This window comes from Streptomyces sp. NBC_01635, assembly GCF_045209715.1.
Taxonomy (GTDB): Bacteria; Actinomycetota; Actinomycetes; order Streptomycetales; family Streptomycetaceae; genus Streptomyces; species Streptomyces hirsutus.
Map to the genome: position 1 here is coordinate 6,042,254 of NZ_CP109277.1, position 26,425 is coordinate 6,068,678.

Annotated in this window: 25 protein-coding genes, 2 tRNA genes and 1 pseudogene; 18 read left to right on the plus strand and 10 right to left on the minus strand. The window is 71.0% G+C overall.

Going from position 1 to position 26,425, the window contains the following annotated elements:
* Positions 1 to 164 precede the first annotated feature (164 nt).
* The 4 genes from OHB56_RS28170 (at position 165) to OHB56_RS28185 (ending at position 4,173) form a co-directional block, all read left to right on the plus strand.
* Positions 165 to 761 carry a M48 family metallopeptidase gene (locus OHB56_RS28170; RefSeq protein ID WP_326754655.1) on the plus strand — a complete coding sequence of 199 codons (597 nt, stop codon included), beginning with the start codon at positions 165 to 167 and terminating at the stop codon, positions 759 to 761.
* Positions 762 to 896: 135 nt separating this feature from the next.
* Entirely contained in the window at positions 897 to 2,708 is a 1,812-nt protein-coding gene (locus tag OHB56_RS28175) for a TerD family protein (RefSeq protein ID WP_406356355.1), read from the plus strand.
* Positions 2,709 to 2,719: 11 nt separating this feature from the next.
* Complete coding sequence (locus tag OHB56_RS28180) at positions 2,720 to 3,400, plus strand: AIM24 family protein (RefSeq protein ID WP_406356357.1); 681 nt, start codon at positions 2,720 to 2,722, stop codon at positions 3,398 to 3,400.
* Between the two features lie 17 nt (positions 3,401 to 3,417).
* Positions 3,418 to 4,173, plus strand: coding sequence for an AIM24 family protein (locus OHB56_RS28185; RefSeq protein ID WP_326754658.1), 756 nt, complete (start codon positions 3,418 to 3,420; stop codon positions 4,171 to 4,173).
* Between the two features lie 137 nt (positions 4,174 to 4,310).
* Here the strand turns inward: OHB56_RS28185 and OHB56_RS28190 are convergent, their stop codons facing one another.
* Both OHB56_RS28190 and OHB56_RS28195 read right to left on the minus strand, forming a co-directional pair.
* Positions 4,311 to 4,838 (minus strand): NUDIX hydrolase, encoded by a 528-nt coding sequence (locus tag OHB56_RS28190; protein WP_326754659.1) that lies wholly within the window; start codon positions 4,836 to 4,838, stop codon positions 4,311 to 4,313.
* On the minus strand, positions 4,835 to 6,319 hold the full coding sequence (locus OHB56_RS28195; RefSeq protein ID WP_326754660.1) for a zinc-dependent metalloprotease: 1,485 nt from the start codon (positions 6,317 to 6,319) through the stop codon (positions 4,835 to 4,837). Before OHB56_RS28195 ends, OHB56_RS28190 begins: the two co-directional genes overlap by 4 nt.
* Before the next feature lie 192 nt (positions 6,320 to 6,511).
* Between OHB56_RS28195 and OHB56_RS28200 the strand changes: the two genes are divergently transcribed.
* The 4 genes from OHB56_RS28200 to OHB56_RS28215 all read left to right on the plus strand — a co-directional run bounded on the left by OHB56_RS28200 (position 6,512) and on the right by OHB56_RS28215 (position 9,840).
* Positions 6,512 to 7,627, plus strand: a complete 1,116-nt coding sequence (locus OHB56_RS28200; protein WP_326754661.1) for an SDR family oxidoreductase — start codon at positions 6,512 to 6,514, stop codon at positions 7,625 to 7,627.
* Between the two features lie 86 nt (positions 7,628 to 7,713).
* Positions 7,714 to 8,172 carry a molybdenum cofactor biosynthesis protein MoaE gene (locus tag OHB56_RS28205; protein WP_406356360.1) on the plus strand — a complete coding sequence of 153 codons (459 nt, stop codon included), beginning with the start codon at positions 7,714 to 7,716 and terminating at the stop codon, positions 8,170 to 8,172.
* 294 nt (positions 8,173 to 8,466) lie between these two features.
* Positions 8,467 to 8,646 (plus strand): hypothetical protein, encoded by a 180-nt coding sequence (locus OHB56_RS28210; protein WP_055595654.1) that lies wholly within the window; start codon positions 8,467 to 8,469, stop codon positions 8,644 to 8,646.
* Positions 8,647 to 8,745: 99 nt separating this feature from the next.
* Positions 8,746 to 9,840, plus strand: coding sequence for a PDZ domain-containing protein (locus OHB56_RS28215; protein ID WP_326754663.1), 1,095 nt, complete (start codon positions 8,746 to 8,748; stop codon positions 9,838 to 9,840).
* A gap of 45 nt (positions 9,841 to 9,885) precedes the next feature.
* On the opposite strand, the gene OHB56_RS28220 is transcribed toward OHB56_RS28215, so the two are convergent.
* Positions 9,886 to 10,428 carry a PPA1309 family protein gene (locus OHB56_RS28220; RefSeq protein WP_055595652.1) on the minus strand — a complete coding sequence of 181 codons (543 nt, stop codon included), beginning with the start codon at positions 10,426 to 10,428 and terminating at the stop codon, positions 9,886 to 9,888.
* A 164-nt stretch (positions 10,429 to 10,592) separates the two neighbouring features.
* Here OHB56_RS28220 and OHB56_RS28225 point away from each other — a divergent pair, with 164 nt between their 5' ends.
* The 4 genes from OHB56_RS28225 (at position 10,593) to OHB56_RS28240 (ending at position 15,876) form a co-directional block, all read left to right on the plus strand.
* Positions 10,593 to 13,523, plus strand: coding sequence for a UPF0182 family protein (locus tag OHB56_RS28225; protein ID WP_326757161.1), 2,931 nt, complete (start codon positions 10,593 to 10,595; stop codon positions 13,521 to 13,523).
* 56 nt (positions 13,524 to 13,579) lie between these two features.
* Positions 13,580 to 13,653 (plus strand) — tRNA-Met (locus tag OHB56_RS28230).
* Positions 13,654 to 13,876: 223 nt separating this feature from the next.
* Positions 13,877 to 15,694 (plus strand): tetratricopeptide repeat protein, encoded by a 1,818-nt coding sequence (locus OHB56_RS28235; RefSeq protein ID WP_326754664.1) that lies wholly within the window; start codon positions 13,877 to 13,879, stop codon positions 15,692 to 15,694.
* Positions 15,695 to 15,802: 108 nt separating this feature from the next.
* Positions 15,803 to 15,876: transfer RNA gene (locus OHB56_RS28240), tRNA-Met, on the plus strand.
* A gap of 179 nt (positions 15,877 to 16,055) precedes the next feature.
* On the opposite strand, the gene OHB56_RS28245 is transcribed toward OHB56_RS28240, so the two are convergent.
* Positions 16,056 to 16,472, minus strand: a complete 417-nt coding sequence (locus OHB56_RS28245) for a Fur family transcriptional regulator (RefSeq protein ID WP_055595667.1) — start codon at positions 16,470 to 16,472, stop codon at positions 16,056 to 16,058.
* Positions 16,473 to 16,618: 146 nt separating this feature from the next.
* Between OHB56_RS28245 and OHB56_RS28250 the strand changes: the two are divergent.
* Positions 16,619 to 17,005: pseudogene (locus OHB56_RS28250) on the plus strand (catalase); the annotation flags it as partial.
* Between the two features lie 157 nt (positions 17,006 to 17,162).
* Here the strand turns inward: OHB56_RS28250 and OHB56_RS28255 are convergent.
* Together OHB56_RS28255 and hisN are read right to left on the minus strand one after the other, a co-directional pair.
* Complete coding sequence (locus OHB56_RS28255) at positions 17,163 to 17,567, minus strand: cyclic nucleotide-binding/CBS domain-containing protein (RefSeq protein WP_055595648.1); 405 nt, start codon at positions 17,565 to 17,567, stop codon at positions 17,163 to 17,165.
* Positions 17,568 to 17,818: 251 nt separating this feature from the next.
* Entirely contained in the window at positions 17,819 to 18,619 is an 801-nt protein-coding gene (gene hisN, locus OHB56_RS28260) for a histidinol-phosphatase (protein ID WP_055595647.1), read from the minus strand.
* A gap of 181 nt (positions 18,620 to 18,800) precedes the next feature.
* On the opposite strand from hisN, the gene OHB56_RS28265 reads away from it, so the two are divergent.
* Entirely contained in the window at positions 18,801 to 19,415 is a 615-nt protein-coding gene (locus OHB56_RS28265) for a TetR/AcrR family transcriptional regulator (protein ID WP_326754665.1), read from the plus strand.
* A 28-nt stretch (positions 19,416 to 19,443) separates the two neighbouring features.
* On the opposite strand, the gene OHB56_RS28270 is transcribed toward OHB56_RS28265, so the two are convergent.
* From OHB56_RS28270 to OHB56_RS28285, 4 genes are all read right to left on the minus strand, one after another.
* Positions 19,444 to 19,767: a multidrug efflux SMR transporter gene (locus OHB56_RS28270; RefSeq protein WP_055595646.1), complete on the minus strand. Its 324-nt coding sequence runs from the start codon at positions 19,765 to 19,767 to the stop codon at positions 19,444 to 19,446.
* Between the two features lie 190 nt (positions 19,768 to 19,957).
* Positions 19,958 to 20,968 (minus strand): ribosome small subunit-dependent GTPase A, encoded by a 1,011-nt coding sequence (gene rsgA, locus OHB56_RS28275; protein WP_326754666.1) that lies wholly within the window; start codon positions 20,966 to 20,968, stop codon positions 19,958 to 19,960.
* A gap of 10 nt (positions 20,969 to 20,978) precedes the next feature.
* Positions 20,979 to 22,295 carry a 3-phosphoshikimate 1-carboxyvinyltransferase gene (aroA, locus tag OHB56_RS28280; protein WP_326754667.1) on the minus strand — a complete coding sequence of 439 codons (1,317 nt, stop codon included), beginning with the start codon at positions 22,293 to 22,295 and terminating at the stop codon, positions 20,979 to 20,981.
* Between the two features lie 180 nt (positions 22,296 to 22,475).
* Positions 22,476 to 23,198, minus strand: coding sequence for a M50 family metallopeptidase (locus OHB56_RS28285; RefSeq protein WP_326754668.1), 723 nt, complete (start codon positions 23,196 to 23,198; stop codon positions 22,476 to 22,478).
* Positions 23,199 to 23,303: 105 nt separating this feature from the next.
* Here OHB56_RS28285 and OHB56_RS28290 point away from each other — a divergent pair, with 105 nt between their 5' ends.
* The 4 genes from OHB56_RS28290 to rsrA all read left to right on the plus strand — a co-directional run bounded on the left by OHB56_RS28290 (position 23,304) and on the right by rsrA (position 26,297).
* Positions 23,304 to 24,158, plus strand: coding sequence for an SOS response-associated peptidase (locus tag OHB56_RS28290; RefSeq protein WP_406356367.1), 855 nt, complete (start codon positions 23,304 to 23,306; stop codon positions 24,156 to 24,158).
* A gap of 79 nt (positions 24,159 to 24,237) precedes the next feature.
* The gene (locus tag OHB56_RS28295) at positions 24,238 to 24,942 is read left to right on the plus strand and encodes an alpha/beta family hydrolase (protein WP_326757162.1); all 705 of its coding nucleotides are present in this window, start codon (positions 24,238 to 24,240) and stop codon (positions 24,940 to 24,942) included.
* 309 nt (positions 24,943 to 25,251) lie between these two features.
* A complete protein-coding gene (sigR, locus tag OHB56_RS28300; protein ID WP_326757163.1) occupies positions 25,252 to 25,938 on the plus strand; it encodes an RNA polymerase sigma factor SigR in 687 nt (228 codons plus the stop codon).
* Entirely contained in the window at positions 25,935 to 26,297 is a 363-nt protein-coding gene (gene rsrA, locus OHB56_RS28305) for a mycothiol system anti-sigma-R factor (RefSeq protein WP_055595641.1), read from the plus strand. Before sigR ends, rsrA begins: the two co-directional genes overlap by 4 nt.
* The last annotated feature ends 128 nt before the right edge of the window (positions 26,298 to 26,425 follow it).

A 26,425-nucleotide genomic window follows, 5' to 3' on the forward strand; every position in this document is an offset into this window, starting at 1 on the left:
TGGGCCGGTCGGCGGATGCCAGCATGCCCGGATCTGGAGTGACTTGCGGAAAGTTGTCCACAGGCGAGGTGATTCGTCATATAAATCCGGCGCATGGCGGGGGGATCGGTATCGAAGCGTCCCGGAGCCGGGACTTCCCCGTGTGCAGCGGGTAACGTCGGGGCGTGCCCGCCGACCCACTGCACAGCGCCACACCTCCTCAGCGCAGCACGACGAGTCAGCCGACGAGCGGCTCACGGGCGAGCGCGATCGAGGTCCGCAGGAGCGCCCGCCGACGCAGAACGGTCTCCGCGTACCGCGAGGGCGATCGTACGGTGGTGCTCATCCCCGCCCGGATGTCCGAGGCGGAGGAGCAGCGCTGGGTGAACGTCATGCTCGACAAGCTGGCGGCCCAGGAGAGCAGACGGGCGCTCGGGGACACCGAGCTGGCCGAGCGCGCCGAGCGGCTGTCGGCCCAGTACTTCAACGGGCGGGCCCGGCCCCACTCCGTACGCTGGGTGACCAACCAGAACACGCGCTGGGGTTCGTGCACGCCGTCCGAGGGCAGCATCCGCCTGTCGCACCGGCTGCAGGGCATGCCCGAGTACGTCGTCGACTATGTCCTCTGCCACGAACTGGCTCACCTGCTCGTGCCCGGACACGGGCCCGGCTTCTGGCGTCTGCTGGAGGCGTATCCGAAGACGGAACGGGCCCGGGGCTACCTCGAAGGAGTGGTCGCGGCCGAGCGGCTGCCCCATCTGCCGGGGGCCCACAACGCGTGAACGCCGCCCGATGTGGGTGTCCGCAGGGGCGCCCGCGCGTTATGTACCGGGTCTGTACCGGCTTCATCGGATGTCCGAGTTTGCGGTTAGCCTGGCGCGACGCACTCACATTCGGGACGGGGGACGGTCGTGCGCATGGCCAGGGAATTCCAACGCGGCCACAAGGCCAGGATCAGTGACCTCACCGCGGGCACGGATCTGTACGTAGGCGTGCAGATCTCCGGCCCCGGGCTCACCTTCGACATCAGCTGCTTCGGCCTCGATGCCGACGAACGGCTCTCGGACGACCGGTACTTCATCTTCTTCAACCAGCCGAAGTCCCCCGAGGAGTCCCTTCAGCTGCTGGGCCCCCAGGCGGGAGACACCGAGTCCTTCCGCGTGACGCTGGACGGGATTCCGCAGCAGATCAAGAAGCTGTCCTTCACGGCGACGCTCGACGGCGCCGGGCAGATGTCCCAGATCGGTCCCGGATACATCCGCATCGTCGCGGGCGGCGAGGAAGTGGCCCGCTATCCCTTCAGCGGCTCGGAGTTCTCCACCGAGCGGGCGGTGATGCTGGGGGACTTCTACTTCAAGGACGTATGGCGGTTCGCCGCTGTCGGACAGGGCTTCGACGGCGGTCTCGAAGCGCTGCTGAAGAACTTCGGCGGCGAGGTGGCCGAGGAGGAGCCCGCTGCCCCGCAGCAGCCGCAGCCGGGAGGCGCTGTCCCGGGCTTCGCCCCGCCCGCGTTCGGTGTTCCCGGCACCCCCGCGCAGGTTCCCGCCCCCGTCCCGGCACCGGCCCCTGCTCCCGCACCGGCGCCTCAGCCCGCCGCGCAGGGGTTCGCCCTTCCCCTCGGCGCGACCCCGCCGGCTCCCGCGCCGTCGGTGCACGCCGCGCCGACGATCGTCGCGCCCCTGAACACTCCGCCCGGCGGTTCCCCGGTGCCGCCGCCTTCCCCGGCACCCGCCTTCGGCCGGCCCGGTCAGCAGCCGCCCGCCCCGAGCGCCCCGCCGCCCCCGGGCTACGGCGCGCAGCCGCACGCACCGCACGTACCGCAGGCTCCCGCCCCGCCGCCTGGTTACGGTCAGCCGACACCCCCGCCCGGTTACGGTCAGCCGACACCCCCGCCCGGTTACGGTCAGCCGACACCCCCGCCCGGTTACGGTCAGCCGACACCCCCGCCGGGCTACGGCCAGCCGCCTCCCGGACAGATGCCTCCCGGACAGATGCCTCCGGGGCAGATGCCGGGTCAGCAGGCCTCTTACGGGGCACCGCAGGGCGCGCCCCAGGGAGCGCCGCAGACTCCGGGTGTGCTCGGCGCGCTCCAGATGTTCAAGGAGACGCCCACCGGGCAGCGCTGGACCCAGCAGAACCCGAAGCTGGTCCGCGCCGACCTGGGCATGGGCGGACAGCCGGTGCTGGCCCGTCAGGGCAGCATGGTGCTCTACCAGGGCAAGGTCGACTTCAGTTACAAGGGCGCCGGGTTCAGCGGCCGGATCGTCGGCAACGCGACCGGCCAGGAGATGCAGCTGATGCGCTGCACGGGCCAGGGCCAGGTGTTCTTCGCCGAGAACGCCACGATGCTGCACCCGATCGAGCTCCAGGGAGACGCCGTGTGTGTCTCCGCCGAGAGCGTCCTCGCCTTCGACGAGAGCCTCCAGTACGAGGTCCGCCGCATCGAGGGACACGGCATCCCCGGCGGCGCGCTGTTCACGATGCAGTTCCAGGGGACCGGCACCATCGTCGTCAAGACGCACGGGGTGCCCGTGGTCCTGCCGGTGACCCCCACCACGTTCGCCGACGCCAACGCCGTGGTCGCCTGGTCGGCCGCCTCCCAGGTGATCGTCTCCAGCCAGGTGCGGATGCGCCGCAACTCCTACCCCGGCGACACCGGGGAGAGCGTCAACCTCCAGTTCCGGGGCGCGCCCGGCAACTTCATCGTCGTCCAGCCGTACGAGATCTGAGGGAGCCCGTCATGAACCAGCCACTCGCGGGCTACGCCCCCGCACCGGTCACCGCGCGCATGGAGAACCACGGCGATCACATGCTCAAGGTCGCCATGCAGACCGGGAACGACCTCCTCGCGCGCGTCGGGTCGATGATCGCCTACGAAGGATTCATCCAGTACGAGCCCAACCCGTCGGCCGTGCGCCAGATCGCCCGGGACTGGGCCACCGGGGAGGGCGCCCCGCTGATGAAGTGCTCCGGCGACGGACTGCTCTACCTCGCCGACTACGGGGCGAACGTCGTCGTGCTCAACCTCAACGGCGACGGCATCTCCGTCAACGCCACCAACCTGCTCGCCTTCGACGCCGGCCTGACCTGGGGCGTGGAGCGGGTGAAGGGCCTGGCGAAGTTCGCCGGTCAGGGTTTGTGGAACACCAAGATCTCCGGGCAGGGCTGGGTCGCGCTGACCTCCCGGGGCACGCCGATCGTCGTCGACTGCGGCGGCGGTGACGACGAGACGTACGTCGACCCGGACGCCCTGGTCGCCTGGTCCCCGAACCTGAAGGTGAAGGGCAAGCGCAGCTTCCGGGCGCAGTCTCTGATCGGCCGCGGCAGCGGCGAGGCCTACCAGATGGCGTTCTCCGGTCAGGGCATCGTCGTCGTCCAGCCCAGTGAGGACAGCACCGACCGTCTCCGGGTCCGGGGCTGAGGGGGAGCAACCACACCATGCAGAGCCCGCTTTTCGCCTTCAACGACCAGCAGACCCAGGAACGCTGGAGCCTGCAGAACAAGCAGATGCTCCGGGTCGCTCTGGGAGGGCACGACGACATCCTCGCCCGCAAGGGCAGCATGATCGCCTACCAGGGACTCGTCGAGTTCGACGCCGAGTACCAGAGCCGCAGCCAGGCACGCAGCCGTTCGCGCACCGGCGAGGGACTGGACCTGATGCGCTGCCACGGACAGGGCACGGTCTACCTCGCCAACCTCGCCCAGCACATCCATGTCATGGACGTGGACCATGAGGGACTGACCGTCGACAGCAGCTACGTGCTCGCCATGGACTCCTCGCTGCATCACGAGGTCATCGCCGTCGACAGCCTGTACGGCATCTCCGGCTCCGGAAAGTACCAGCTCAACATCACCGGTCAGGGCAAGGTCGCCCTGATGACCTCGGGTATGCCGTTGCTGATGCAGGTGACGCCGGACAAGTACGCCAACTGCGACGCCGACGCGATCGTCGCCTGGTCCACGGGGCTGCGCGTGCAGCTGCAGGCCCAGACGCACTCCTCCGGGGTGTGGCGGCGCCGCGGCAACACCGGCGAGGGCTGGGAGCTCAGCTTCATGGGCAGCGGTTTCGCACTCGTTCAGCCCAGCGAGCTGCTGCCGCCGCAGAACGCCCAGATCGGTTCCGGCGTCGCCGCGCAGTACGGCATGGGACAGCAGGGCGCCCGCGGACAGAACCAGGGCAACGTCTGGAGCTGAGCGGCGTCCGGAAGACACGACGGGTGAGGGGCGACCGCCGAGCGGTCGCCCCTCACCCGTATCCGCACAGCAGCCGGGTGCCGGGCTGCTTCCCGTATCCGTGGAACAGCCGGGTGCCGGCCGGTCACTCCCGCAGATCAGGTGCCCAGCCGTGTCAGGGTCGCCTCCAGCAGACGGACGACCGAGGCGTCCGCCACCCCCGCCACCTCGTCGTACGGGAACCAGCGCAGGTCGAGCGACTCGTCGCTGATGGCGTGCACGGCATCGGGAGCGGCCACGGCCGCGTACTGGACGTCGAAGTGCCAGTGACAGGGTGCCGGGATCGCATGCCGGTCCAGGCGCACCGGCCCGCCCGCCAGGAGGGTCAGCCCCGTGATGCCCGACTCCTCGGTGGCCTCCCGCAGAGCCGCCGCCGTCAGCGACGGGTCGCCGGGCTCGCAGTGCCCGCCCATCTGCAGCCACATCCGCAGCTTCCGGTGCAGGGTCAGCAGCACCCGGCCGCGTCCGGGGTCGACCACCAGGGCGCTGGCGGTGAGATGGCCCGCGTGGCAGGCCTTCCCCATGCCGTCCGGATGCGCGGCGAGGTGGTCCAGGTAGGCCTGGCGCAGCTCCGGCTGGTCCTCGTACCCCTTGAGTACGAGAACCGCGTCGTCGTACAGACTCACTCGGCGCCGTCACCCTTGCGGTCGTCGTCCTCGCCGCCGTCGTTCCTTCCCTCGCCGCCGTCCCCGGCGGCGTCCTCGTCCTTGCCCCGCTTGCCGAGGTCGTGCTTGCCCGCCGCCTCGCCGAGCATCTTGTCCAGCTCGGAGAAGTCGATCTGCTCGCGGTGCACGAAGCCGTCCGGGTCGTCCAGATCGGTGGCCGTCGGCAGCATGTCCGGGTGGGCCCACAGGGCGTCCCGCCCGTCGACGCCGCGCGCGTCCGTGAGCGAGGCCCACAGCCGCGAGGCGTCGCGCAGCCGGCGCGGGCGCAGCTCCAGGCCGATCAGTGTGGCGAACGTCTGCTCCGCGGGGCCGCCCGAGGCGCGGCGGCGGCGCAGCGTCTCGCGCAGCGCGTCCGCCGACGACAGGCGGGGCTTCGCCGCCGCGTGCACCACGGCGTCCACCCAGCCCTCGACGAGAGCCAGTGCCGTCTCGAGGCGGGCCAGTGCCGTCTTCTGCTCCGGGGTGTCCTCCGGCTGGAACATGCCCTGCTGAAGAGCTTCCTGGAGCTGCTCCGGGTTCTGCGGATCGAACTGGCCGACCACGTCCTCCAGCTTGGCGGTGTCGACCTTGATCCCGCGCGCATAGCCGTCGACGGCACCGAACAGGTGCGAGCGCAGCCACGGCACATGCGCGAACAGGCGCTGATGGGCGGCCTCACGCAGGGCGAGGTACAGCCGCACCTCCTCCTGGGAGACGCCCAGGTCCTTGCCGAACGCCGCGATGTTCACCGGCAGCAGCGCGGCCTTGCCCACCGGCCCGAGCGGCAGGCCGATGTCGGTGGAGCCGACGACCTCACCGGCCAGCACGCCGACCGCCTGCCCGATCTGCGTACCGAACATGGCACCGCCCATCGAGCGCATCATGCCGATCAGCGGGCCCGCCATGGCCTGCATCTCCTCCGGCAGCACGTCGCCCATCGCGGTGCCGACGCGCTCGGCGACCGGATCCACGAGCTCCCGCCACGCTGGCAGTGTCGCCTCGACCCACTCCGCGCGGCTCCAGGCCACCGAGGAGGCCGCACCGGACGGCAGCGAGGTGGCGTCGTCCAGCCACAGGTCGGCCAGCCGGACGGCCTCGTCGACGGCCCTGCGCTCGGCGGGGCCGACGCTCGCGTCCTTCGTGCCGTCGGCGGTGCCCTGGGACACCGTCTGGCGGGCGATCTGCTTGGCCATGTCCCAGTTCACCGGGCCGCCCTCGTAGGAGAGCATCTGGCCGAGCTGCTGGAACGCGGCGCCCAGGTCGTTGGGGTTCAGGGAACCGAACATCGCGGCGAACGGATTGTCCGCGCCGGGAGCGCCGAAGCCGCCGGCTCCGGACATGCCGAAACCGAACGGGTTGGCCGGGTCCTGACCACCACCGCTCTGCTGGTCCTTCTTCTTGCCCTCGTCGCCGTCGTCCGGCTCCTCCGGCGGAAGGCCGAATCCGAATGGGGTGTCACTCACGGGATTCCTCGGCTGATAGGGCCACCGGTTCTTTCCGGCGGCACGGCTGCCCGACAACACCACCCAGCGTAGACACCTGAGGCGGTTCGAGCCTCGATGCTTCGCCGACAGAAGGCCTGCGGCAGGATGGATGCCACCTGGTACACATGCTTCGCATGCGCTCGTACTGAAGACAACCGCTGGAGACGCCCGGTGAGTTCCCCAGATCCACAGGTTCGCGCAGCGCGAAACCGGTCAACCCGCTCCTCGCCCGCGCGGGGGCCCGTCGTCGCGGTCACCGGCGCCGCCTCCGGGGTCGGTGCGCTGCTCACCGAGCGGCTCGCCGCCTCGGAGGAGATCAAGCAGGTCATCGCCATCGACGAGCGCCGCGGGGACTGTGCCGAGGCACAGTGGCACATTCTGGACGTACGGGACCCGGCCATCGCGGAACGACTGCGCGGAGCGGACGTCGTGGTGCACCTGGCGCTCGACCTCGACCTGGAGAGCGACGCCGCCGCCCGGACGGCCTACAACGTCCGCGGGACGCAGACCGTACTGACCGCCGCCGCGGCGGTCGGAGTGCACCGGGTCGTGCTGTGCACCTCGACGATGGTCTACGGAGCGCTCCCGGACAACGAGCTGCCGCTGTCCGAGGACGCGGAGCTGCGGGCCACCGCCGAGGCCACCGGCGTGGGCGACCTCCTGGAGATCGAGCGGCTCGCGCGCAGGGCACCCCGCGCGCACCCCGGGCTCAACGTCACGGTGGTACGGCCCGCTGTGCTCGTCGGCGGCACCGACACCGCGCTGACCAGGTACTTCGAGTCGCCCAGGCTGCTCGTGGTGGCCGGATCACGGCCCGCGTGGCAGTTCTGCCACGTCGACGATCTGTGCAGCGCCCTGGAGTACGCCGTCCGGGAAGAAGTCGAGGGTGAGCTGGCCGTCGGGTGCGACGGATGGCTGGAGCAGGAGGAGGTCGAGGAGCTCAGCGGGATCCGGCGGATGGAGCTGCCGTCGGCGGTCGCGCTGGGCGCGGCGGCCCGGCTGCACCGGATCGGACTCACCCCGTCCCCGGCCGGGGACCTGGCGTACACGATGCACCCCTGGGTGGTCAGCGGGAGCCGGCTGCACGACGCCGGGTGGCGGCCCGCCTACACCAACGAGCAGGTGCTGGCCGAACTCCTGGAGGAGGTCGCCGGCCGGCACACGGTCGTCGGGCGGCGGCTCGGACGCAAGGACGCGACGGCGGCGGGCGCCGCGGGAGCGACCGTGGCCCTGCTGGGCGCGGCCGCGGTGGTGCGGCGGGCGCGGAAGGCCCGGCGGCGGATCTGAGGAGGGGCGGACCCCTCGGCGACGGGGCGCCGCGGAGTGCCCGAGGGCGCTTCCGCACTGCCGGGCCGTGGGGCACGATGGAGGACATGGCATCCACGAACGATCACCCCGGTGAGCAGGCCGCGCAGGACCCGATCAAGCTGATCGCGATCCGGGACGCGCTGCTGTCCGTGGACGAGATCTTCCGGGCCGTCGGCGACGACGCGGCCGGCGGGACGGCACTGTTCGTGGGGACCGTGCGCAATCATGACGACGGGACCGACGTCGACGAACTGGGCTATTCGTGTCACCCGAGTGCCGAGGACGAGATGCGGCGGATCGCCGAGAAGATCGTCGCCGAGTACCCCGTACGGGCGCTGGCGGCCGTGCACCGGGTGGGGGACCTCGAGGTCGGGGATCTCGCCGTCGTCGTCGGTGTGTCGTGCGCGCACCGGGGCGAGGCCTTCGAGGCCTGCCGGAAGCTGATCGACGACCTCAAGCACGAGGTGCCCATCTGGAAGCACCAGAAGTTCTCCGACGGTACAGAAGAGTGGGTCGGCGCGTAGCGACGTCGTCGGGGGGTGGTGGTCGGGCGGCGGGAGGGCGGGTCGGCGCGTAGCGGCGTCGTCGGGGGGTGGTGGTCGGGCGGCGGGAGGGCGGGTCGGCGCGTAGCGGCGTCACCGGCGGAGGGCGGGCCGCCGGCCGGACGCCTCGGAACCGGTCCACCGCTCCCGTTCTCGAATCTCTGTTCCCGCTCCACTCCGCTTGCATAACCGCACCCCGGGTATGAGCGTTGTCACTGCGGATGGTTAATCTGCTGATCAGTCAGTCGCGGACGCTCATGGGGATGGGAGGTCGGCATGGCGGCACTTGCCTGGTTGCTGATTCCGTTTGTGGCCGCGGTCGGCGCGGGACTGTGGGGCAGTTGGGCCAGCCGGACTCGCCGGGTGCGGAGCGACGGCCCCGAGCTCATCGGTTACGCCCGCTTCCGCGAGGCCATGGAGAGGTCCCGGCCGTCGGAGGAAGAGCTCCGGCCCTAGGGCCGGAAACAGCAGGTCACCGGCGTAGGACAAGGCCAGGGCTGCCCGGACGGGCGGCCCTGACAGTGCGCTGACAGGCCCGTCCCGTACTGTCGGTGCATGCCACGCCGCACCGCGACGATGCTCGCTTCTACCCTCATGCTGATCGTGCTTCTGTGCGCGGGTGTGTTCCTCCCCGTGCCGTACGCGGAGATGTCCCCGGGGCCGACGGTGAACACCCTGGGCGACCACGACGGCGAGCCGGTGCTGCGGATCGACGGGCGCAAGACCTATCCGACCGACGGCCACCTCAACATGACCACGGTGCGGGTCACGAGCGCCGACTACCGGATGAACCTGGTCGAGGCCGTCTACGGATGGCTCGCGCACGACAACAAGGTCGTGCCGCACGACACGCTCTACCCCGACGGCAAGACGGAGGAGCAGTCCACGCAGGAGAACGCCGAGGAGTTCAGCCAGTCCCAGGAGAGCGCCAAGGTTGCGGCCCTGAAGGAGCTCGACGTCCCGGTGAAGTCCTGGGTGATCGTCTCCACGGTCGTCAAGGACTCGCCCGCCGAGGGCAAGCTGCACGCCGGTGACGTGATCAAGAGCGTCGACGGCAGCGTGGTGCGCGAGCCGGCCGACGTCGCCGAGCTGGTGACCAAGCACAAGCCCGGCGAGGACGTCGACTTCACGATCGTGCCCGCCAAGGAGCAGGCCGCCGCCGAGAAGGAGAACCGGACACCGAAGCGGACCGAGAAGATCACGATCACCACCACGGCCTCCGACGACGCCGGGGACGAACGCGCCGTCGTCGGGATCGCCGCCGGAACCGACCACACCTTCCCGTTCACCATCGACATCGAGCTCGCCGACGTCGGCGGGCCGAGCGCCGGTCTGATGTTCGCGCTCGGCATCTACGACAAGCTCACCCCGGGCAGCCTGACCGGCGGCGAGTTCGTCGCCGGCACCGGCACCATCGACGACGCCGGCAAGGTCGGGCCGATCGGCGGGATCGAGATGAAGACGGTCGGCGCGCGTGCCAAGGGCGCCGAGTACTTCCTCACGCCCGCCGACAACTGCGAGGCCGCCGCCGCTGACGCCCCCGAGGGCCTCACGCTCATCAAGGTGGACACCATCCACGACGCCCTCGGCGCCCTGAAGGACCTCGGCTCCGGTGACCCCGCCGACCTGCCGACGTGCACGGCCTCCTGACCGGGCGGATCGCTTGCCGCGGCTTCCCGAGGGCCGCGCCCCGAACTACGCCTCGAACGTTGCCGTCAGGGCCTCCGCCAGGCCCGGCACCAGGGCGGAACCGGTGAGGACCTCCGTCGGTGAGTCCTTCGCCCGCAGCCGCAAGGCGGAATCACGGGCACCGTCGCGCAGCACCGCGACCGTCATGCGGACCTCCTGGCGCTCCGGGTGCTTCGCCACCCACGCCGCCAGCGCGGCCTCGTCCAGATCCTGCGGAACCTGGGCCTCCGCGGACGGCGGCAGCATCAGGCGCTCCACGGTCAGGGCACAGCCGGCCACCGAGTCGGGCCAGGCGACGGTGCCCAGGAACTCGTCGAGCGGCTTGCCCGTTGGAATGGCGTCCTGCTCGATCGGCGTGAGGGCCGTTGCCGCCTGCTCGTCGCCCGGACCGAGCCGGTCCGCGAGAGAGGGCTGCTCGGCGCGCAGCCGTGCGGTGTCTACGAGGGCGAAGAGGCGGGCGGGCTGGTCCCAGCCGAGGCCGGAGACGTACTCGTCGATCTCGAGCACGGCCCGGGTGAGCGGGCTCGCCGCCATGGGTGTGTTGGACATGGTCACAATCCTCTCTCGTTGAGGGCCGAAATCGGGAACCGAGTAAAGGGTGAGTAAGTTGCATAGGTGTGGGCCCGTGAACAAGGGGGCCCACACATGGTCCACGAACTCGCGGACCTGACGAATCGACAGCGAACTTCGAGGTGCCTACCTTGGCTTTCCAGATGCCGGACCGTGGCGGAGGCCCGACAGGGCCACGGATGAGAGTGGGCCGCCCGTCCCGGCGGGTCCGGACCCTGCTCATGACACTGGGTGTCCTGGCCGTCCTCGGCATGGTGTTCACCATGTTCGCGGGGTTCTGGACCGACTGGCTGTGGTATCGCTCGGTCGACTACTCGTCGGTGTTCACGACAACCCTGTGGACCAAGATCGGGCTCTTCTTCGTCTTCGGCCTGCTGATGGCCCTCGCGGTGGGCTTCAACATCTGGCTGGCGCACCGGATGAGGCCGCCGCTGAGCGCCATGTCGATGGAGCAGCAGAACCTCGACCGGTACCGGATGAGCATCGCCCCGTACAAGAAGTGGCTGCTTCTCGGTATCACCGCGCTGCTGGGGCTGATCGCCGGCGCCTCGGCCTCGGGCCAGTGGCGCACCTGGCTGATGTGGGTCAACGGCGTGCCGTTCGGCCAGAAGGACCCGCAGTTCAAGCTCGACGTCGCGTTCTACGCCTTCGACCTGCCCTGGTACCGGTTCCTGCTCGGGTTCGGCTTCGCGGCCACCATCCTGTCGCTGATCGCCGCCGCGCTCACCCACTACCTGTACGGCGGCCTGCGGGTCACCAGCCCCGGCGCGCGTGCCACGTCCGCGGCCACCGGGCACCTGTCGGTGCTCCTCGGCGTCTTCGTCACCCTGAAGGCGGTCGCGTACTGGCTCGACCGGTACGGCCTGGCGGTCAAGTCCAGCGACTTCAAGGCGACCGACAACTGGACCGGTCTGCGGTACGTCGACGCCAACGCCTATCTGCCGGCGAAGACGATCCTGTTCTGCATCGCCGTCATCTGCGCGCTGCTGTTCTTCGCCACCCTGTGGCGGCGTACCTGGCAGCTGCCCGTGATCGGCTTCGGCCTGATGGTGCTGTCGGCCATCCTCATCGGCGGCCTGTACCCGGCGATCGTGCAGAAGTTCCAGGTCCAGCCGAACGAGCAGGCCAAGGAAGCGCCGTACGTCGAGAAGAACCTCAAGGCGACGCGTGAGGCCTACGGCATCGACGACGCCCAGGTCGACGAGTACCCGGGGACCAGTCAGACCAAGGACAAGACCAAGCTCCGGGACCAGGTCTCCGAGACGGCGAGCATCCGGATCATGGACCCGAACATCGTCTCGCCGACGTTCCAGCAGCTCCAGCAGATCAGGAACTACTACGCGTTCCCGACCAACCTGGACGTGGACCGCTATCCCGATCCCAAGACCGGCGCGGAGCAGGACACCGTCATCGGTCTGCGCGAGATCAACCTCAACGGCATCCCCAAGCGGAACTGGATCAACGACCACTTCCGGTACACCCACGGATACGGCGCCGTCGCCGCCAAGGGCACCAGCGCCGACGACGGCCGTCCGGTGTTCACCGAGTCCGACCTGCCGTCCAAGGGTGACCTCGGTACGTACGAGCAGCGCGTCTACTACGGCGAGCGGACGACGACGTACTCGATCGTCGGCGGTCCCCAGAAGGAGATCGACTACTCCGACGACAGCGGCGAGAAGACGACCAGCTACAAGGGCGACAGCGGGGTCAACCTCGCCAACCCGATCAACCGGGCCGCCTACGCCGCGGCGTTCAGCGAGCCGCAGATCCTGTACTCCGGCGCCATCGGCGAGGGCTCGCGGATTCTGTACAACCGCACACCCAAGGAGCGTGTCGAGGCGGTCGCTCCGTGGCTGACCATCGACGGTGACGCCTACCCCGCGGTGGTGGACGGCCGGATCCAGTGGATCGTCGACGCCTACACCACCACCAACGGTTATCCGTACGCGTCGCGGACGACCCTCGGTGACACCACGGCCGACTCGCTGACCGCCACCAACGACAACCGCGCGGTGGTGGCCCAGGAGAACCGGGTCAACTACATCCGCAACTCGGTGAAGGCGACCGTCGACGCGTACAGCGGCGAGGTCAAGCTCTACCAGTGGGACACCAAGGACCCCATCCTGAAGACGTGGATGAAGGCGTTCCCGGACACGGTGGAGCCGAGGAGCGAGATCTCCAGCGGTCTGATGGACCATCTGCGGTACCCGCAGGACCTGTTCAAGGTGCAGCGCGAACTGCTGACCCGCTACCACGTGAAGGACGCCACCACGTTCCTCAGCGGCAGCGAGGTGTGGCAGGTGCCGGACGACCCGACGAACAAGACGGGCGACGCGGTCCCGCCGTACTACCAGAGCATGAAGATGCCCGACCAGAAGGAACAGGCCTTCTCGCTCACCACGACGTTCACTCCGAACGGCCGTGACAACCTCAGCGCGTTCATGGCGGTCGATGCCGAGGCGGGCAGCGAGGGGTACGGCAAGATCAGAGTTCTGAAACTGCCGACGAGCACCACGGCCGCCGGACCCAAGCAGGTCCAGAGCCAGTTCAACTCCGAACAGGACATCGCGGAGTCGATCAGGCTGCTGAGGGGCGGCGACTCCGAAGTGGAGTACGGCAACCTGCTGGCCGTCCCGCTCGACGGCGGACTGCTGTACGTGGAGCCGGTCTACGTGCGCGGTGGCGGACTGAAGTACCCGCTGCTGCGGAAGGTGCTGGTGACCTACGGAGGCCAGACCGCCTTCGAGGACACGCTCGAGCAGGCTCTCGACAAGGTCTTCGGGACGGAGGCTTCGGCCACCGAGCCGCCGCCGGGCCGGGACGAAGGCACGCAGCCGCCGCCGAAGTCCGACAACCCGACGGTCCAAGAGGCTCTGAACGACGCCCAGAAGGCCTTCGAGGCCGGCCAGGAAGCCCTGCAGAAGAACGACTGGGAAGCCTACGGTCAGGCGCAGAAGGACCTCGAGGCGGCCTTGCGCAAGGCCGAGGAGGCCCAGTCCGGGGACGGCGGAGGCGGAGGCGGCCCGGGCGCGTCGGACAGCAGTCCCAGCCCCGCCCCGAGCCCGAGCAGTTAGCGATTCGGCTGGTCAAAGGCCCACTCCGCGCCGTGGTACGGTTGTACACACAACGGCGCGGGGTGGAGCAGCTCGGTAGCTCGCTGGGCTCATAACCCAGAGGTCGCAGGTTCAAATCCTGTCCCCGCTACTGAAGTCGCGCAGTCGGCGACAGCAAAGGCCCGGATTCCTCAAGGAATCCGGGCCTTTGTGGTGTGCGAACGCATGTGCCGGGACATGTGACGGCCGCGCCGGCGACGGGAGTTGGCGGATCTGTGTTTCACTTGTCTCTCTGTGGGCATGTCGACAAAACGCTGAAGTGACCTCACTGACTGCGGCATACCAGGTGTACCCAGGTTGCAGGTGGTGCGACGATGGATGTTATGGGGGACAGGACAACTCTGTTCGAGACAGGGCGTATTGAGCAGCCCTCCCCTCGGGAGGAACCTCGCGACGAGACCGCGGAGGCCGCCGACGAGGCAGCCGAGGAGCTGCGCCGGCGGCTCGCCGCCGAAGCCGGCGACGTCGAGGCGATGAGCGTCCTCGGTGCCATGCTGCTGCGCCGCGGTGACCTCGCCGGAGCCGAATCCCATCTGCGTGCCGCCACCGCCGCGGGCGACCGTGCCGCCGCCAACAACCTGGGTGTCCTCCTGTTCCAGCGCGGCTACCCGGAGGAGGCCGCGGGATGGTGGCGGATCGCCGCGGTCGCCGGTTCGGCCCCGGCGGCGCACGCGCTCGGCCGGCACCACCGCGAGCGCGGCGACGAACCCGCCGCCGAGTACTGGCTGCGCCAGTCCGCCGAGCAGGACCACGCCCTGGGCGCCTACGCACTCGCCGACCTGCTGGAACACCGCGGGGACGCGGCCGGCGCCGAGCGCTGGATGCGGGCGGCCGCCGAGCGGGGACACCGGGAAGCGGCCTACCGGCTGGCGAGGACGCTGGACCGGAAGGCCGCACGGGAGACCGGCGACGACACCGTCCCGTTCGTGGAGGAGGCCGAGCAGTGGTACCGGCAGGCCGCCGCGCGGGGGCACCGCAGGGCCGCGCTGCACCTCGGCGCGATCCTGGAGAAGCGCGGCGAGCTCAGGGAGGCCGGCCGCTGGTACCTGATGTCCGCCAAGGACGGGGAGGCCCGGGCCGCCTGCGCGCTCGGGTTCCTGCTGCGTGACGCCGGCGACACCGAGAACGCCGCCGTGTGGTGGCTGCGCGCGGCCCAGGACGGAGACGGCAACGCCGCCAACGCACTGGGCGCCCTGCACGCCGAGCGCGGCGAGACCCAGACCGCCGAACGCTGGTACCGGGCCGCGATGGACGCGGGTGACGTCAACGGCGCGTACAACCTCGGGCTGCTCTGTGCCGAACAGGGCCGGACCGTACCGGCCGAGCAGTGGTACCGCCGCGCCGCCTACGCCGGTCACCGCGAGGCGGCCAACGCGCTGGCGATCCTGCTGCTGACGTCCGGCGACGAGAAGGGCGCGGAGCCCTGGTTCTCCAAGGCGGCGGAAGCGGGCAGCGTGGACGCCGCCTTCAATCTCGGCATCCTGCACGCGGGCCGGGACGAGGAGACGGCCGCGCTGCGCTGGTACGAGCGGGCGGCGGGCGCCGGGCACACGGAGGCCGCGCTCCAGGTGGGCATGGCCCGGCTGCGCGACGGAGACGAGGGCGAGGCGGAGCGGTTCCTGCGGTGCGCGGCGGGCGGCGGCAGCGCCGAGGCCGCCTACCGTCTGGCGGCCGTGCTGGACGCCCGCCGTCCGCCGGAGCCGGCGCACGAGCTGGGCGAGCCGGTGAACCGGCGCAGTGAGTGCGAGGAGTGGTACGAGCGTGCCGCCCTGCAGGGCCACCGGCGCGCACAGGTGCGGGTCGGCATGCTCGCCGCGGCCCGTGGCGACGTGGTCGAGGCGGCCCGCTGGTACCGCGAGGCGGCCGAGGCCGGCTCCCGCAACGGCGCGTTCAACCTGGGCCTGCTGCTGGCCCGGGAGGGCAGTGAGCCCGAGGCGGCCGTGTGGTGGGCCCGTGCGGCCAATGCCGGGCACGGGCGCGCCGCCCTGCGCCTCGCCCTGGTCTACGCGCGCCGGGGCGAACTCGCCGAGGGCCAGGGCTGGGCCGACCGCGCGGCGGCACTGGGCCCGGCGGCGGTGACGGAGCGTGCGATCCGCCTGCGCGACGCCCTCCGCGAGGAACTCTCCGCGTGACCGCGTGCCCGGGGCGGGCGGTCGTGTCGCCGCACCTCCGCGGCGTACGGCCGCTCCGCAAGGGATTTGCCTCCGCCGGCATTCTTGACGTAACGTTGCATTCAACGGCGCGGGGTGGAGCAGCTCGGTAGCTCGCTGGGCTCATAACCCAGAGGTCGCAGGTTCAAATCCTGTCCCCGCTACTGAAGACCGAGGGCCGGAATCCGAAAGGGTTCCGGCCCTCGGCGCATGCACGCATCTATGCATTTGCACATCCACGGGTCCACGCATCCGGACATCGCGCGACGAAGCCCCGGCACCATCGGTGCCGGGGCTTCGTCGCGCGTGTGAAGGGGGTGGTGCTCTGCCGGGTCCGTCGTCGTTACGCCGTCGCGCAGTTCGGGCAGACGCCGCGGTACGTCATCTCGACGCCCGAGACCGTGAAGCCGAAGCGCTCCGTGTCGGGGAGGTCGGCCAGTGGATTGCCGACCGGATGCACGTCACGGATGGCGCCGCACTGCCCGCACACCAGGTGGTGATGCGGCTGGTGGGCGTTCGGGTCGTAGCGCTTGGCCCGCTTGTCCGTGGAGACCTCCAGCACCTCGCCGATCGTCACCAGCTCGCCCAGCGTGTTGTAGACGGTCGCCCGGGAGATCTCGGGCAGCTTGGTGACGGCTCGGGCATGCACCTCGTCGGCCGTCAGATGGACGTGATCGCCGTCGAGGACCTCGGCCACCACACGACGCTGTGCGGTCATCCGCCAGCCACGTCCGCGCAGTCGTTCCAGAAGGTCGCTCATGAACACCAGCCTAACAGCTAGGAGGAAGCGAGTTCGAATGAGTGTGACTTTGGAGTCTTGCTTGACTTAGACATTGTCCATCATAGGATCGGAGGCGGCTTCGGCCAAGGGGCGCAGTGGGTTGGAACGATCTTCAGGAGACGCGCGTGACGCAAGGACCGCTCACTGCGGAGGCCAGGGCTCCGGTAACCGGCCATCAGGACAGTGGGAGTGCCGGCGCCGACGGCCCGGTGCTCGTTCAGGACCAGGTGCTCCGGGGGAAGCCGGCCCGCTTCGACCGTGAGCGTATTCCGGAGCGCGTGGTGCACGCCCGCGGCGCCGGTGCCTGCGGAACCTTCACGGTCACCGCCGACGTGACGAAGTGCACCAGGGCCGGGTTCCTCTCCGAGATGGGCAAGGGGACCAAGGTCTTCCCGCGCTTCCCGACCGTGGCCGGCGGTCCGGGCGCCCCGGACGCCGTGCGCGACCCGCGCGGTTTCGCGCTGAAGTTCTCCACCGAAGAGGGCGACTGCGACCTCGTCGGCAACGACTCCCGCCGGGCGGACGAAGACTTCGGCAAGCGGCTGGAGGCCGCGGTCCAGGCCCTTCGCGGCTGATTCCAGCGCTGGACCGCTTGCCGTGGCGACGGGCCGGACTCCCCCACGGGGAGCCCGGCCCGTTTCGCGTGCCGAGCGGGTCCCGGCGCGGCGGTCACGCCGGTGTGTGCTGGGCGGCCTGGCGTCGTAGGGGAACCCAGCAGCGGATGATGTCGCGCACCGAGACGATGCCCACGGGCTCGCCCCGTTCCAGGACGATCAGATGACGGAAGCCGCCGTGGGTCATGGCGTGGGCGGCGTCCTCGAGCGTCCAGGACGGGGTGGCGAAGACGACGTCGGTGGTGGTGTGGGCGTGGGCGCGCTCGGAGTCCGGGTCCTGTCCCAGGCCCAGGGAGTTGAGGACGTCCCGTTCGGTGAGAATGCCGATGCCGGTGCCCTCGGGGTCGAGGACCACGGCCGCTCCGACGCGGCGGGCGGACATCAGGGTGGCGGCCTGGCGGAGGGTGTGGGCGGGGCCGATGGTGAGGACCACCGAGCTCATGGCGTCGCGGACGAGCATGGGATGGAGCCACCTCCTACCGGAAACCGCGCCGTCGGACGCCGAGGCGGTCCACTGGTTCACGGTTTCACAAGTTCACAAGTGGGCAGGTCTTCAGAATCGCAGGCAAAGCCCGGGTCAACAAGAGGGCGTGTGTGGCGGATCGAGGGCGCGCGCAGGCCTCGCGCGCGGGCCTCGCACGGCCCGGAGCGCCGTCGGCGCCGTCGGCGCTCACACCGTGGACGCCGTCGGCCCCGTGAACGCCGGCAGCGCTAGTAACGCTGGTTGAGGTAGCCCAGCAGCTCGTCGTGCAGCAGGCCGTTCGAGGCGGCCGCGTTGCCGCTGTGCGGTCCGGGGCGGCCGTCGAGTCCGGTGAAACTGCCGCCGGCCTCGGTGACGACGATCGCGGGGGCGGCCATGTCCCAGAGCGACAGCTCCGGCTCGGCGCACATGTCGACCGACCCCTCGGCGACCATCATGTACGGCCAGAAGTCGCCGTACGCACGCGTACGCCACACCTCGCGGGTGAGGTCCAGGAAGCCGTCCAGGCGTCCCTGCCCCTCCCAGCCGCTGAGTGAGGAGTACGCGAACGAGGCGTCGGCGAGCTTGGAGACCCGGGAGACCTGGAGCCGGGAGGCCGAGGACAGACTGCGGCCGCTGTAGGCGCCGTGGCCCTTCGCCGCCCACCAGCGGCGGCCGAGCGCGGGAGCCGAGACGAGACCGACGACGGGCTGGAAGCCCCCCTCACCGGCCTCCATCAGGGAGATCAGCGTGGCCCAGACGGGAACGCCGCGCACGTAGTTCTTGGTGCCGTCGATCGGGTCGATCACCCAGCGCCGCGGCCCGGTACCCTCCACCCCGTACTCCTCGCCGAGCACCGCGTCCCTCGGACGGGCGCGCTGGAGGTGGCCGCGGACGACGTCCTCCGCGCCCTTGTCCGCCTCGGTCACCGGCGTCATGTCGGGTTTGGTCTCCACCTTGAGGTCGAGGGCCTTGAACCGGTCCATCGTCGCGGCGTCGGCGGCATCCGCGAGGACGTGGGCGAGACGCAGGTCATCAAGGTAGTCGGGCATGCGACAAACCGTATCTGCCGAGGTGGGGCCAGGGCTACAGGGGGCTTCCGGCCCGCGTACGGGCCGGAAGCCCGCACACCGCGCGGGCGCCGGGACTCCGCACCCCGCGCGAACCCTTGACAGTGCCCGACGGCGCGTCAAATCTGAGGCGCAGAGCCGCTCGCCCGCCCCGAGGGAGGCGATGATGCCCGCAGCGCGGGAATCTCTGCTGGACGCCGCCTACGCGGCCCTCGCGTGCCGTCCGTGGTCCGCGGTACGGATGGTGGACGTGGCCGCGGCGGCCGGAGTGTCCCGGCAGACGCTCTACAACGAGTTCGGCAGCAAGGAGGGGCTCGCCAGGGCCCTGGTCCGCAGGGAGGCCGACGGCTACCTCGCCGGTGTCGACCGCGCCCTCACGGTTCACGACGACCCCCGCGACCGGCTCGCGGCGGCGGCCGAGTGGACCGCCGCCGCGGCCCGCCGGAACGCCCTAGTCCGGGCCATGCTCACAGGCTGCTGGAGCGAGCGCCTGCCCTCCCCGGCCCTGTCACCGGTCCGGTCCGGCTCCGCCGTCCCCGCCCAGCGCCGCGCCGACGGCCCGCTGCCCTCGCCCGGTGACCTCGTCGCGCTCGTCCGCGACCGCGCGGTGGCCGTCCTGACCGGCCCCGGCGTGCCCGGGGCGGCCGACACCGCGGAGCTGGCCCGCGTCTGTGAACTGGTGGTGCGCCTCGCCCTCTCCTGCATCGCCGCGCCGCCGGTCGAGGGCGGCGTCGCCGACCTGGTCCGCAGTGCCCTGCGCCGTCAGCCGGCGCCGTAGCGCCCCCGCGCGCACCGGGGGGCGGCGCTCAGTGCGCCGATCCCGACAGCTGCAACCCGATCACGCCGACGATCACGAAGGTGATCGAGACGATCTTCAGCGTCGACACCAGGTCCCCCAGGAACACCATCCCGTAGATCGCCGTACCCGCGGCCCCGATCCCCGTCCACACGGCGTACGCGGGCCCGACGTCCAGCTTCTTCAGGGCCAGGGTGAGCAGGCCGAAGCTGCCCAGCGCGAACACGCAGAAGGCGACCGTCGGCCAGAGCCGCGTGAAGCCGTGGGACAGCTTCAGGCACACGGCGAAACCGGTCTCGAGCAACCCGGCCACCACGACCAGCAGCCACGCCATGTGTCGTCCTCCCGTTGTCCCCACGCGCAGTGACCGCTTTTTGCGGGCGGTGGCCGTTTCGCCGGGTTCGACGGCTTCGGATCCGGCTCGGTGCGATTATGCACTTACCGTCTGCGGGGCATGACAAACACGCGAGGGCCGACGATCCCGCGTCGCGGGCCGGGGGCCGGTCGCCCCCGGCTGCTCCGGGTCAGTCGCCCTCCGTGTGCTCCCGGGTCGCCAGCAGCCGCCGCAGCGAGTACAGCCGCGCCGGGTCCGCGTGTCCCTCGGCGACCCAGGCGTCCAGCGCGCAGTCCGGTTCGTCGTGGCTGCACGCGCGGGGGCAGCCCTCCGTACCCGGCTCGAGGTCGGGGAAGGCGTGGATGACCCGCGACGGATCGACGTGGTGGAGGCCGAACGACCGGACTCCGGGAGTGTCGACCACCCACCCCTCGGCCCCCGACAGCGGCAGCGCCAGCGCGGACGTCGTCGTGTGCCGCCCCCGCCCCGTCACCGCGTTGACATGCCCGGTCGACCGCCGCCGCTCCTCGGGCACCAGCGCGTTCACCAGCGTCGTCTTGCCGACCCCGGAGTGCCCCACGAACGCCGTGATCCGGCCCGCCAGCTGCTCCCGCACCCGGTCGGCCGCCGTGCCGTCCTCCAGTTCCTCACGGCTGGTGACGACGTACGGGATGTCGAGGTCGCCGTACAGCTCCAGCAGCTTGTCCGGCGGCGCGAGGTCCGACTTCGTCAGGACGAGCAGCGGGGTCAGCCCGCCGTCGTACGCCGCGACCAGACAGCGGTCGATCAGACGCGGGCGGGGCTCGGGATCGGCGAGGGCGGTGACGACGGCCAGCTGGTCGGCGTTGGCGACGACGACCCGCTCGTAGGGGTCGTCGTCGTCCGCGGTACGGCGCAGTACCGACGTCCGCTTCTCGATGCGGACGATCCGCGCGAGGGTGTCCTTCTGGCCGGAGAGGTCGCCCACGATCGCGACCCGGTCGCCGACCACCGCCGCCTTGCGTCCCAGCTCACGGGCCTTCATGGCGAACACCGTGCGGTCCTCGACGAGGCAGGTCAGCCTGCCCCGGTCGACGGTGAGGACCAAGCCCTCGGAGGCGTCCTCGTGTTTGGGCCGGATGTGGGTGCGCGGCCGGTTGCCCTTGCGGTTCGGGCGGGAGCGGATGTCGTCCTCGTCGGTGTGCTTGCCGTAACGGCGCATCGTCTTGGTCCTAGGCCCCGAGCATCCCGGCCCACAGTTCGGGGAAGTCCGGGAGCGTCTTCGCCGTGGTCGCCACGTTCTCGATCCGTACGCCCTCCACCCCGAGGCCGATGACCGCGCCCGCGGTGGCCATGCGGTGGTCCTCGTAGGTGTGGAAGAGGCCGCCGTGCAGCCGGCGCGGGCGGATGTGCAGACCGTCGGCGGTCTCGGTGACGTCCCCGCCGAGCTCGTTGATCTCCTTGGTGAGCGCGGCCAGGCGGTCCGTCTCGTGCAGCCGGAGGTGGGCCACACCGCGCAGCGTGGACGGCGAGTCCGCGAGCGCCGCGACGGCCGCGATGCCCGGCGTCAGCTCACCGACCTCGCCGAGGTCCACGTCGATGCCGTGGATCGATCCGGAACCGGTGAACACCAGCCCCTGCTCGGTCAGCTCGCAGGAACCGCCCATCTCGGTGAAGATCTCCCGCAGCCGGTCACCGGGCTGGGTGGTGCGGGCCGGCCAGTCCGGGACGACGACCCGGCCGCCGGTCACCAGCGCCGCCGCCAGGAAGGGCTGGGCGTTGGACAGGTCGGGCTCGATGGTGAGGTCCCGTCCGAGCAGGGCTCCCGGGGTGACCCGCCAGACGTTGGGCTCGCCGCCCGACTCCGGGCTGTCCACCTGGGCGCCCACCGCGCGGAGCATGTCGACGGTCATCCGGATGTGCGGCAGGGAGGGGAGCGTCGCGCCGGTGTGCCGGACCTCGACGCCCTGGTTGAAACGCGGCGCGGACAGCAGCAGCGCGCTGACGAACTGCGACGACGAGGACGCGTCCACCGACACGGTGCCGCCCTCCAGGGCGCCGCCGCCGTGCACGGTCAGCGGCAGCGCGCCCCGGCCGTCGTCGTCGATCCGGGCACCGAGGTGACGCAGCGCGTCGATGACGCCGTTCAGCGGGCGCTCGTACGACCGCGGGTCGCCGTCGAAACGGACGGGACCGTCGGCCAGTGTGGCGACCGGGGGGAGGAACCGCATCACCGTGCCAGCGTTGCCGACATCCACGGTGGCCGGTCCACGCAGGCCGGTGGGCAGTACCCGCCAGGCCTCACCGGTGCCGTCGGGGCCCACACCCTCCTCGATCTCGATCCCCATGGCCCGCAGCGCGTCGGCCATCAGCAGCGTGTCGCGCGAGCGGAGCGGGCGGCGCAGCCAGCCGGGCTCGGAGGCCAGGGCGGCGAGCACGAGGGCACGGTTGGTGACCGACTTCGACCCCGGCACATGGACCGTCGCGTCGACGGCTCCGCTTGCGTGCGGGGCGGGCCAGAGGGCGGTGGATGCGGGATTAGCGGTCATGCGCACCACTTTAATGGCGGCCTGGTCCGCCGGGTGTGCCCGGGACCGTCCGGCCCCGAGCCGTCGTCCCCCGGTCGGGCCACTCCACCGGGCGTCCTCGGCCGACTACGGGTGGAGTCCCGCGCGTGTGCACCCCTGTCGAGGAGTCGACGAACACCGTCCCCGAGCCACCCTGCGGTGTCACAGCCCCAGCAGCCAGCGCCCTCCGCCGAGCAGCGAGCACAGGGACACCGCGTGGAACAGGAAGAACCACAGCCCCGCCGGTACGTGCGTCAGCCGGGACAGCTGGTCCGCGTCCGAGTCGCCCGCGCCCCCGCGCGCCCGCTTGGCCTGGAGTTCGAACGCCGGGCGCACTCCGCCGAGCAGCAGGAACCACACCACGGCGTACGCGAACGCCGCTTGGACCTGCGGGCCGGCCAGCCAGGAGACGAGGACGAACGTGCCGCCGGTGAGCAGCACCGTCAGCGCCCCGTACGCATTGCGGATCATCACCAGCATCACCACGAGCAGCACCGTGGCCAGCCACAGCAGCAGCGTGATGCGCCCGGCGCCCAGCAGCGCCGCCCCGCCGAGGCCCAGCAGCGGGGGAGCGGTGTAGCCGGCCGCGGCGGTGAGGATCATGCCGATACCGGTCGGCTTGCCCCGGCTGACGGTCAGGCCGCTGGTGTCCGAGTGGAGGCGTATCCCCGTGAGGGTGCGGCCGGTGAGCAGCGCCACGAGTCCGTGGCCGCCCTCGTGGGCGATGGTGATGGCGTTGCGCGAGAGTCTCCACAGCCCGTGCGGCGCGACGACGGCGAGCGCGGCGACCAGGGTGGCGATCACCACCCACAGGTCGGGGTCGGGCTGGGTGCCCGTGACCTCGTCCCAGAGGGAGGCGAGCGAGGCGGATGCGGTGCTGTCCATGTTCGGCGGGGACTCCTCGTGGTCGCGAACCGAGGGGGCGGCGCGAAGCGCCTCATGGCAAGGGGCGGTGGCAGGGAGACGGGTGGGCCTGGCAGTGTTGCATGTATGTGCGGACGGTATGCAGCGAGTCGCAGGCCCGAGGATCTCGCAGAGGTCTTTGGGATCGAGATGGGGGTCCCCCCTGCTCAAGCGGAGTCGAGAGCTTGGGGGAGGGAGCCGGAAGAGGCCCTGGAGCCCGATTACAACGTGGCGCCCACCAAAGAGGTCTTCGCCGTACTCGACCGTGCAGTGAAGGACGCGGACGACCCGCGGCCGGTTCGGCAGCTGCGGAAGCTGAAGTGGGGCCTCGTGCCGTCCTGGGCCAAGACACCCGAGGGCGGGGCCCGGCTGATCAACGCCCGCGCGGAGACCGTCCACGAGAAACCGTCCTACCGTCGTGCCTTCGCCACCCGGCGCTGCATCCTGCCCGCCGACGGCTACTACGAGTGGGTCACCGGCACGCAGGAGCGGGACCTGGAGGTCGAGGGCAGGCGGAAGCGCCCCCGCAAGCAGCCGTACTTCGTGACACCGGCCGACGGCTCGGTGCTCGCGATGGCGGGTCTGTACGAGTTCTGGCGGGACCGGACCCTGCCGGACGACCATCCCCGGGCCTGGTGGGCGACGTGCTCCGTCATCACCACCGAGGCGGAGACCGAGCCGCTCGCGATGGCACCGGCGGACGGCCCGACGACCCTGGCCGACATCCACCCGCGGATGCCGCTGATGCTCACACCGGACCGCTGGGACGCCTGGCTCGACCCCGCCCGCACGGACACCGAGGAGGTGCGCGGGCTGCTCGCGCCGCCGCCCTCCGGCCTGATGCGCGCCTTCCCGGTCTCCACGGCGGTCAGCAACGTCCGCAACAACGGCCCGGACCTGCTGAGGGAACTGGAAGCACCGGAGGAGAGCACACTCTTCTGACGTGACGCATGTGGAGAACGCGAAGAGCCCGAAGAACACCCCTGCCGCCGCCGGTACGGCAAAACCGTGGGCCGAGACCGTGGAGACGGACGCGGGCCTCGCCCGCATCACCTGGCACCCCGCCCGGCCCACCGCGCGCCTCGTCCTCGCGCTGGGGCACGGCGCCGGCGGCGGCATCGAGGCGCGGGACCTGAAGGCCCTGGCCGCCGTGCTGCCCGCGCACGGCGTGACCGTGGCCCTGGTGGAGCAACCCTGGAGAGTGGCCGGCAAGAAGGTGGCCCCCGCGCCGAAGACCCTGGACATCGGCTGGCGCGGCCTCTGGCCCGCGCTGACGAAGCCGGGCCTGCCGGTGATCTCCGGCGGGCGCAGCGCCGGAGCCCGGGTCGCCTGCCGGACCGCCGGTGAACTGGGCGCCCGTGCCGTGCTGGCCCTCGGCTTCCCCCTGCACCCGCCCGGCAGACCCGAGAAGTCCCGCGCCGACGAGCTGCTCGGGGCCGGGGTGCCCACCCTCGTCGTACAGGGCGGCAACGACCCCTTCGGCAGGCCCGGCGAGTTCCCCGAGTACGGGAGGGGCCGCGCGATGGAGGTCCCCCCGGGCGTTCGGCTCCGGGGAAGCGTCGGTGCAAGGGCGGTGGCGGGAGACGGGTGGGCGTACGAACTGGTCGAGGTGGCGCACGGCGATCACGGTCTCGCCGTGCCCAAGCGGGCGGACATCACGCAGGAGGAGGCCCTGACGGTCGTCACGGACGCCGTCGTGCGGTGGGCCGGCTCCCTCGTGCCGTAGGGGGGCGCCTCTCTCCCATGGCGGCGGCCGCCCGGCCCGCCCGGGTAAAGCTTCGGGAATGTCCGGACGCCCTCCGCTGTTGACGCCGACGTGCCCGCCGGTCTCCGGCACAGCCGTCGTAGTCGTATAGGAGAGGAAGTCCGCCGCATGGGTTCGACCTTCTGCCCGAGCCGCAAGGGCCGCACCGACCTGGACTGGACGGTGCTGCACGCGGCCAGGACCGTCTCCCTCCGGGCGGCGGACGGACCGGATCGTCGTCTATCCTCCGATTCGGGTGAGGCCGTTCCCGGTCTCGCGACAACGGAGGAGGTGGGTCCGGTTCCCGGTACCGGCGCAGGGACCGATCACGGCCAGGCGGAGCAGCCCGAGGGCCGGGGCGACGGGCGGGCGGAATCGGCCGCCGAGCGCAACGCGCGCTTCGAGCGGGACGCGCTCGAGTTCCTCGACCAGATGTACTCGGCCGCCCTGCGCATGACGCGCAACCCGGCGGACGCGGAGGACCTGGTCCAGGAGACGTACGCCAAGGCGTACGCGTCCTTCCACCAGTTCCGCGAGGGCACCAACCTCAAGGCGTGGCTGTACCGGATTCTGACCAACACGTTCATCAACTCGTACCGCAAGAAGCAGCGGGAACCGCAGCGCAGCGGGGCCGAGGAGATCGAGGACTGGCAGATCGCGCGTGCCGCGTCGCACATGTCGACCGGTCTGCGTTCCGCGGAGTCGCAGGCGCTGGACCACCTCCCCGACTCGGACGTCAAGGAAGCGCTCCAGGCGATCCCCGAGGAGTTCCGCATCGCCGTGTATCTCGCGGATGTCGAGGGCTTTGCCTACAAGGAGATCGCCGACATCATGGGCACACCCATCGGTACCGTGATGTCCCGGCTGCACCGTGGCCGTCGCCAGCTGCGCGGCATGCTCGAGGACTACGCGCGCGAGCGCGGACTGGTTCCGGCGGGCGCCGGAGAGTCGAACGAAGCGAAAGGCTCGAGGTCATGAGCTGCGGAGAGCCGCACGAGACGGATTGCAGCGAAATCCTCGATCATCTCTACGAGTTCCTCGATCGTGAGATGCCGGATTCCGACTGCGCGAAGTTCGAGCACCACTTCGAGGAGTGCTCGCCCTGTCTCGAGAAGTACGGGCTCGAGCAGGCGGTGAAGAAGCTGGTCAAGCGGTGCTGCGGGCAGGACGACGTGCCGGGTGACCTGCGCGCGAAGGTCATGGGCCGGATCGACGTGATCCGCTCGGGCCAAGCCGTTCCCGACCAGGACGTCGCTGTTTCCGAGACGACCGCACCGCCCCGGACCGCTCCTGCGCCGCAGGCGCCCCGGACCGCTCCGGCGCCGCAGGACTCCTGAACCCCGCTGTTCGAGCGCTCTGCGCTCTGCGAACACCTGCCCAGGAAGGCACCCCTCGAAAGGGGAGTGCCGTCACTCGTACGTGCTAATCCGCGGGTCATGACCCCGCGGAGGTGTCGTTCGTCCCC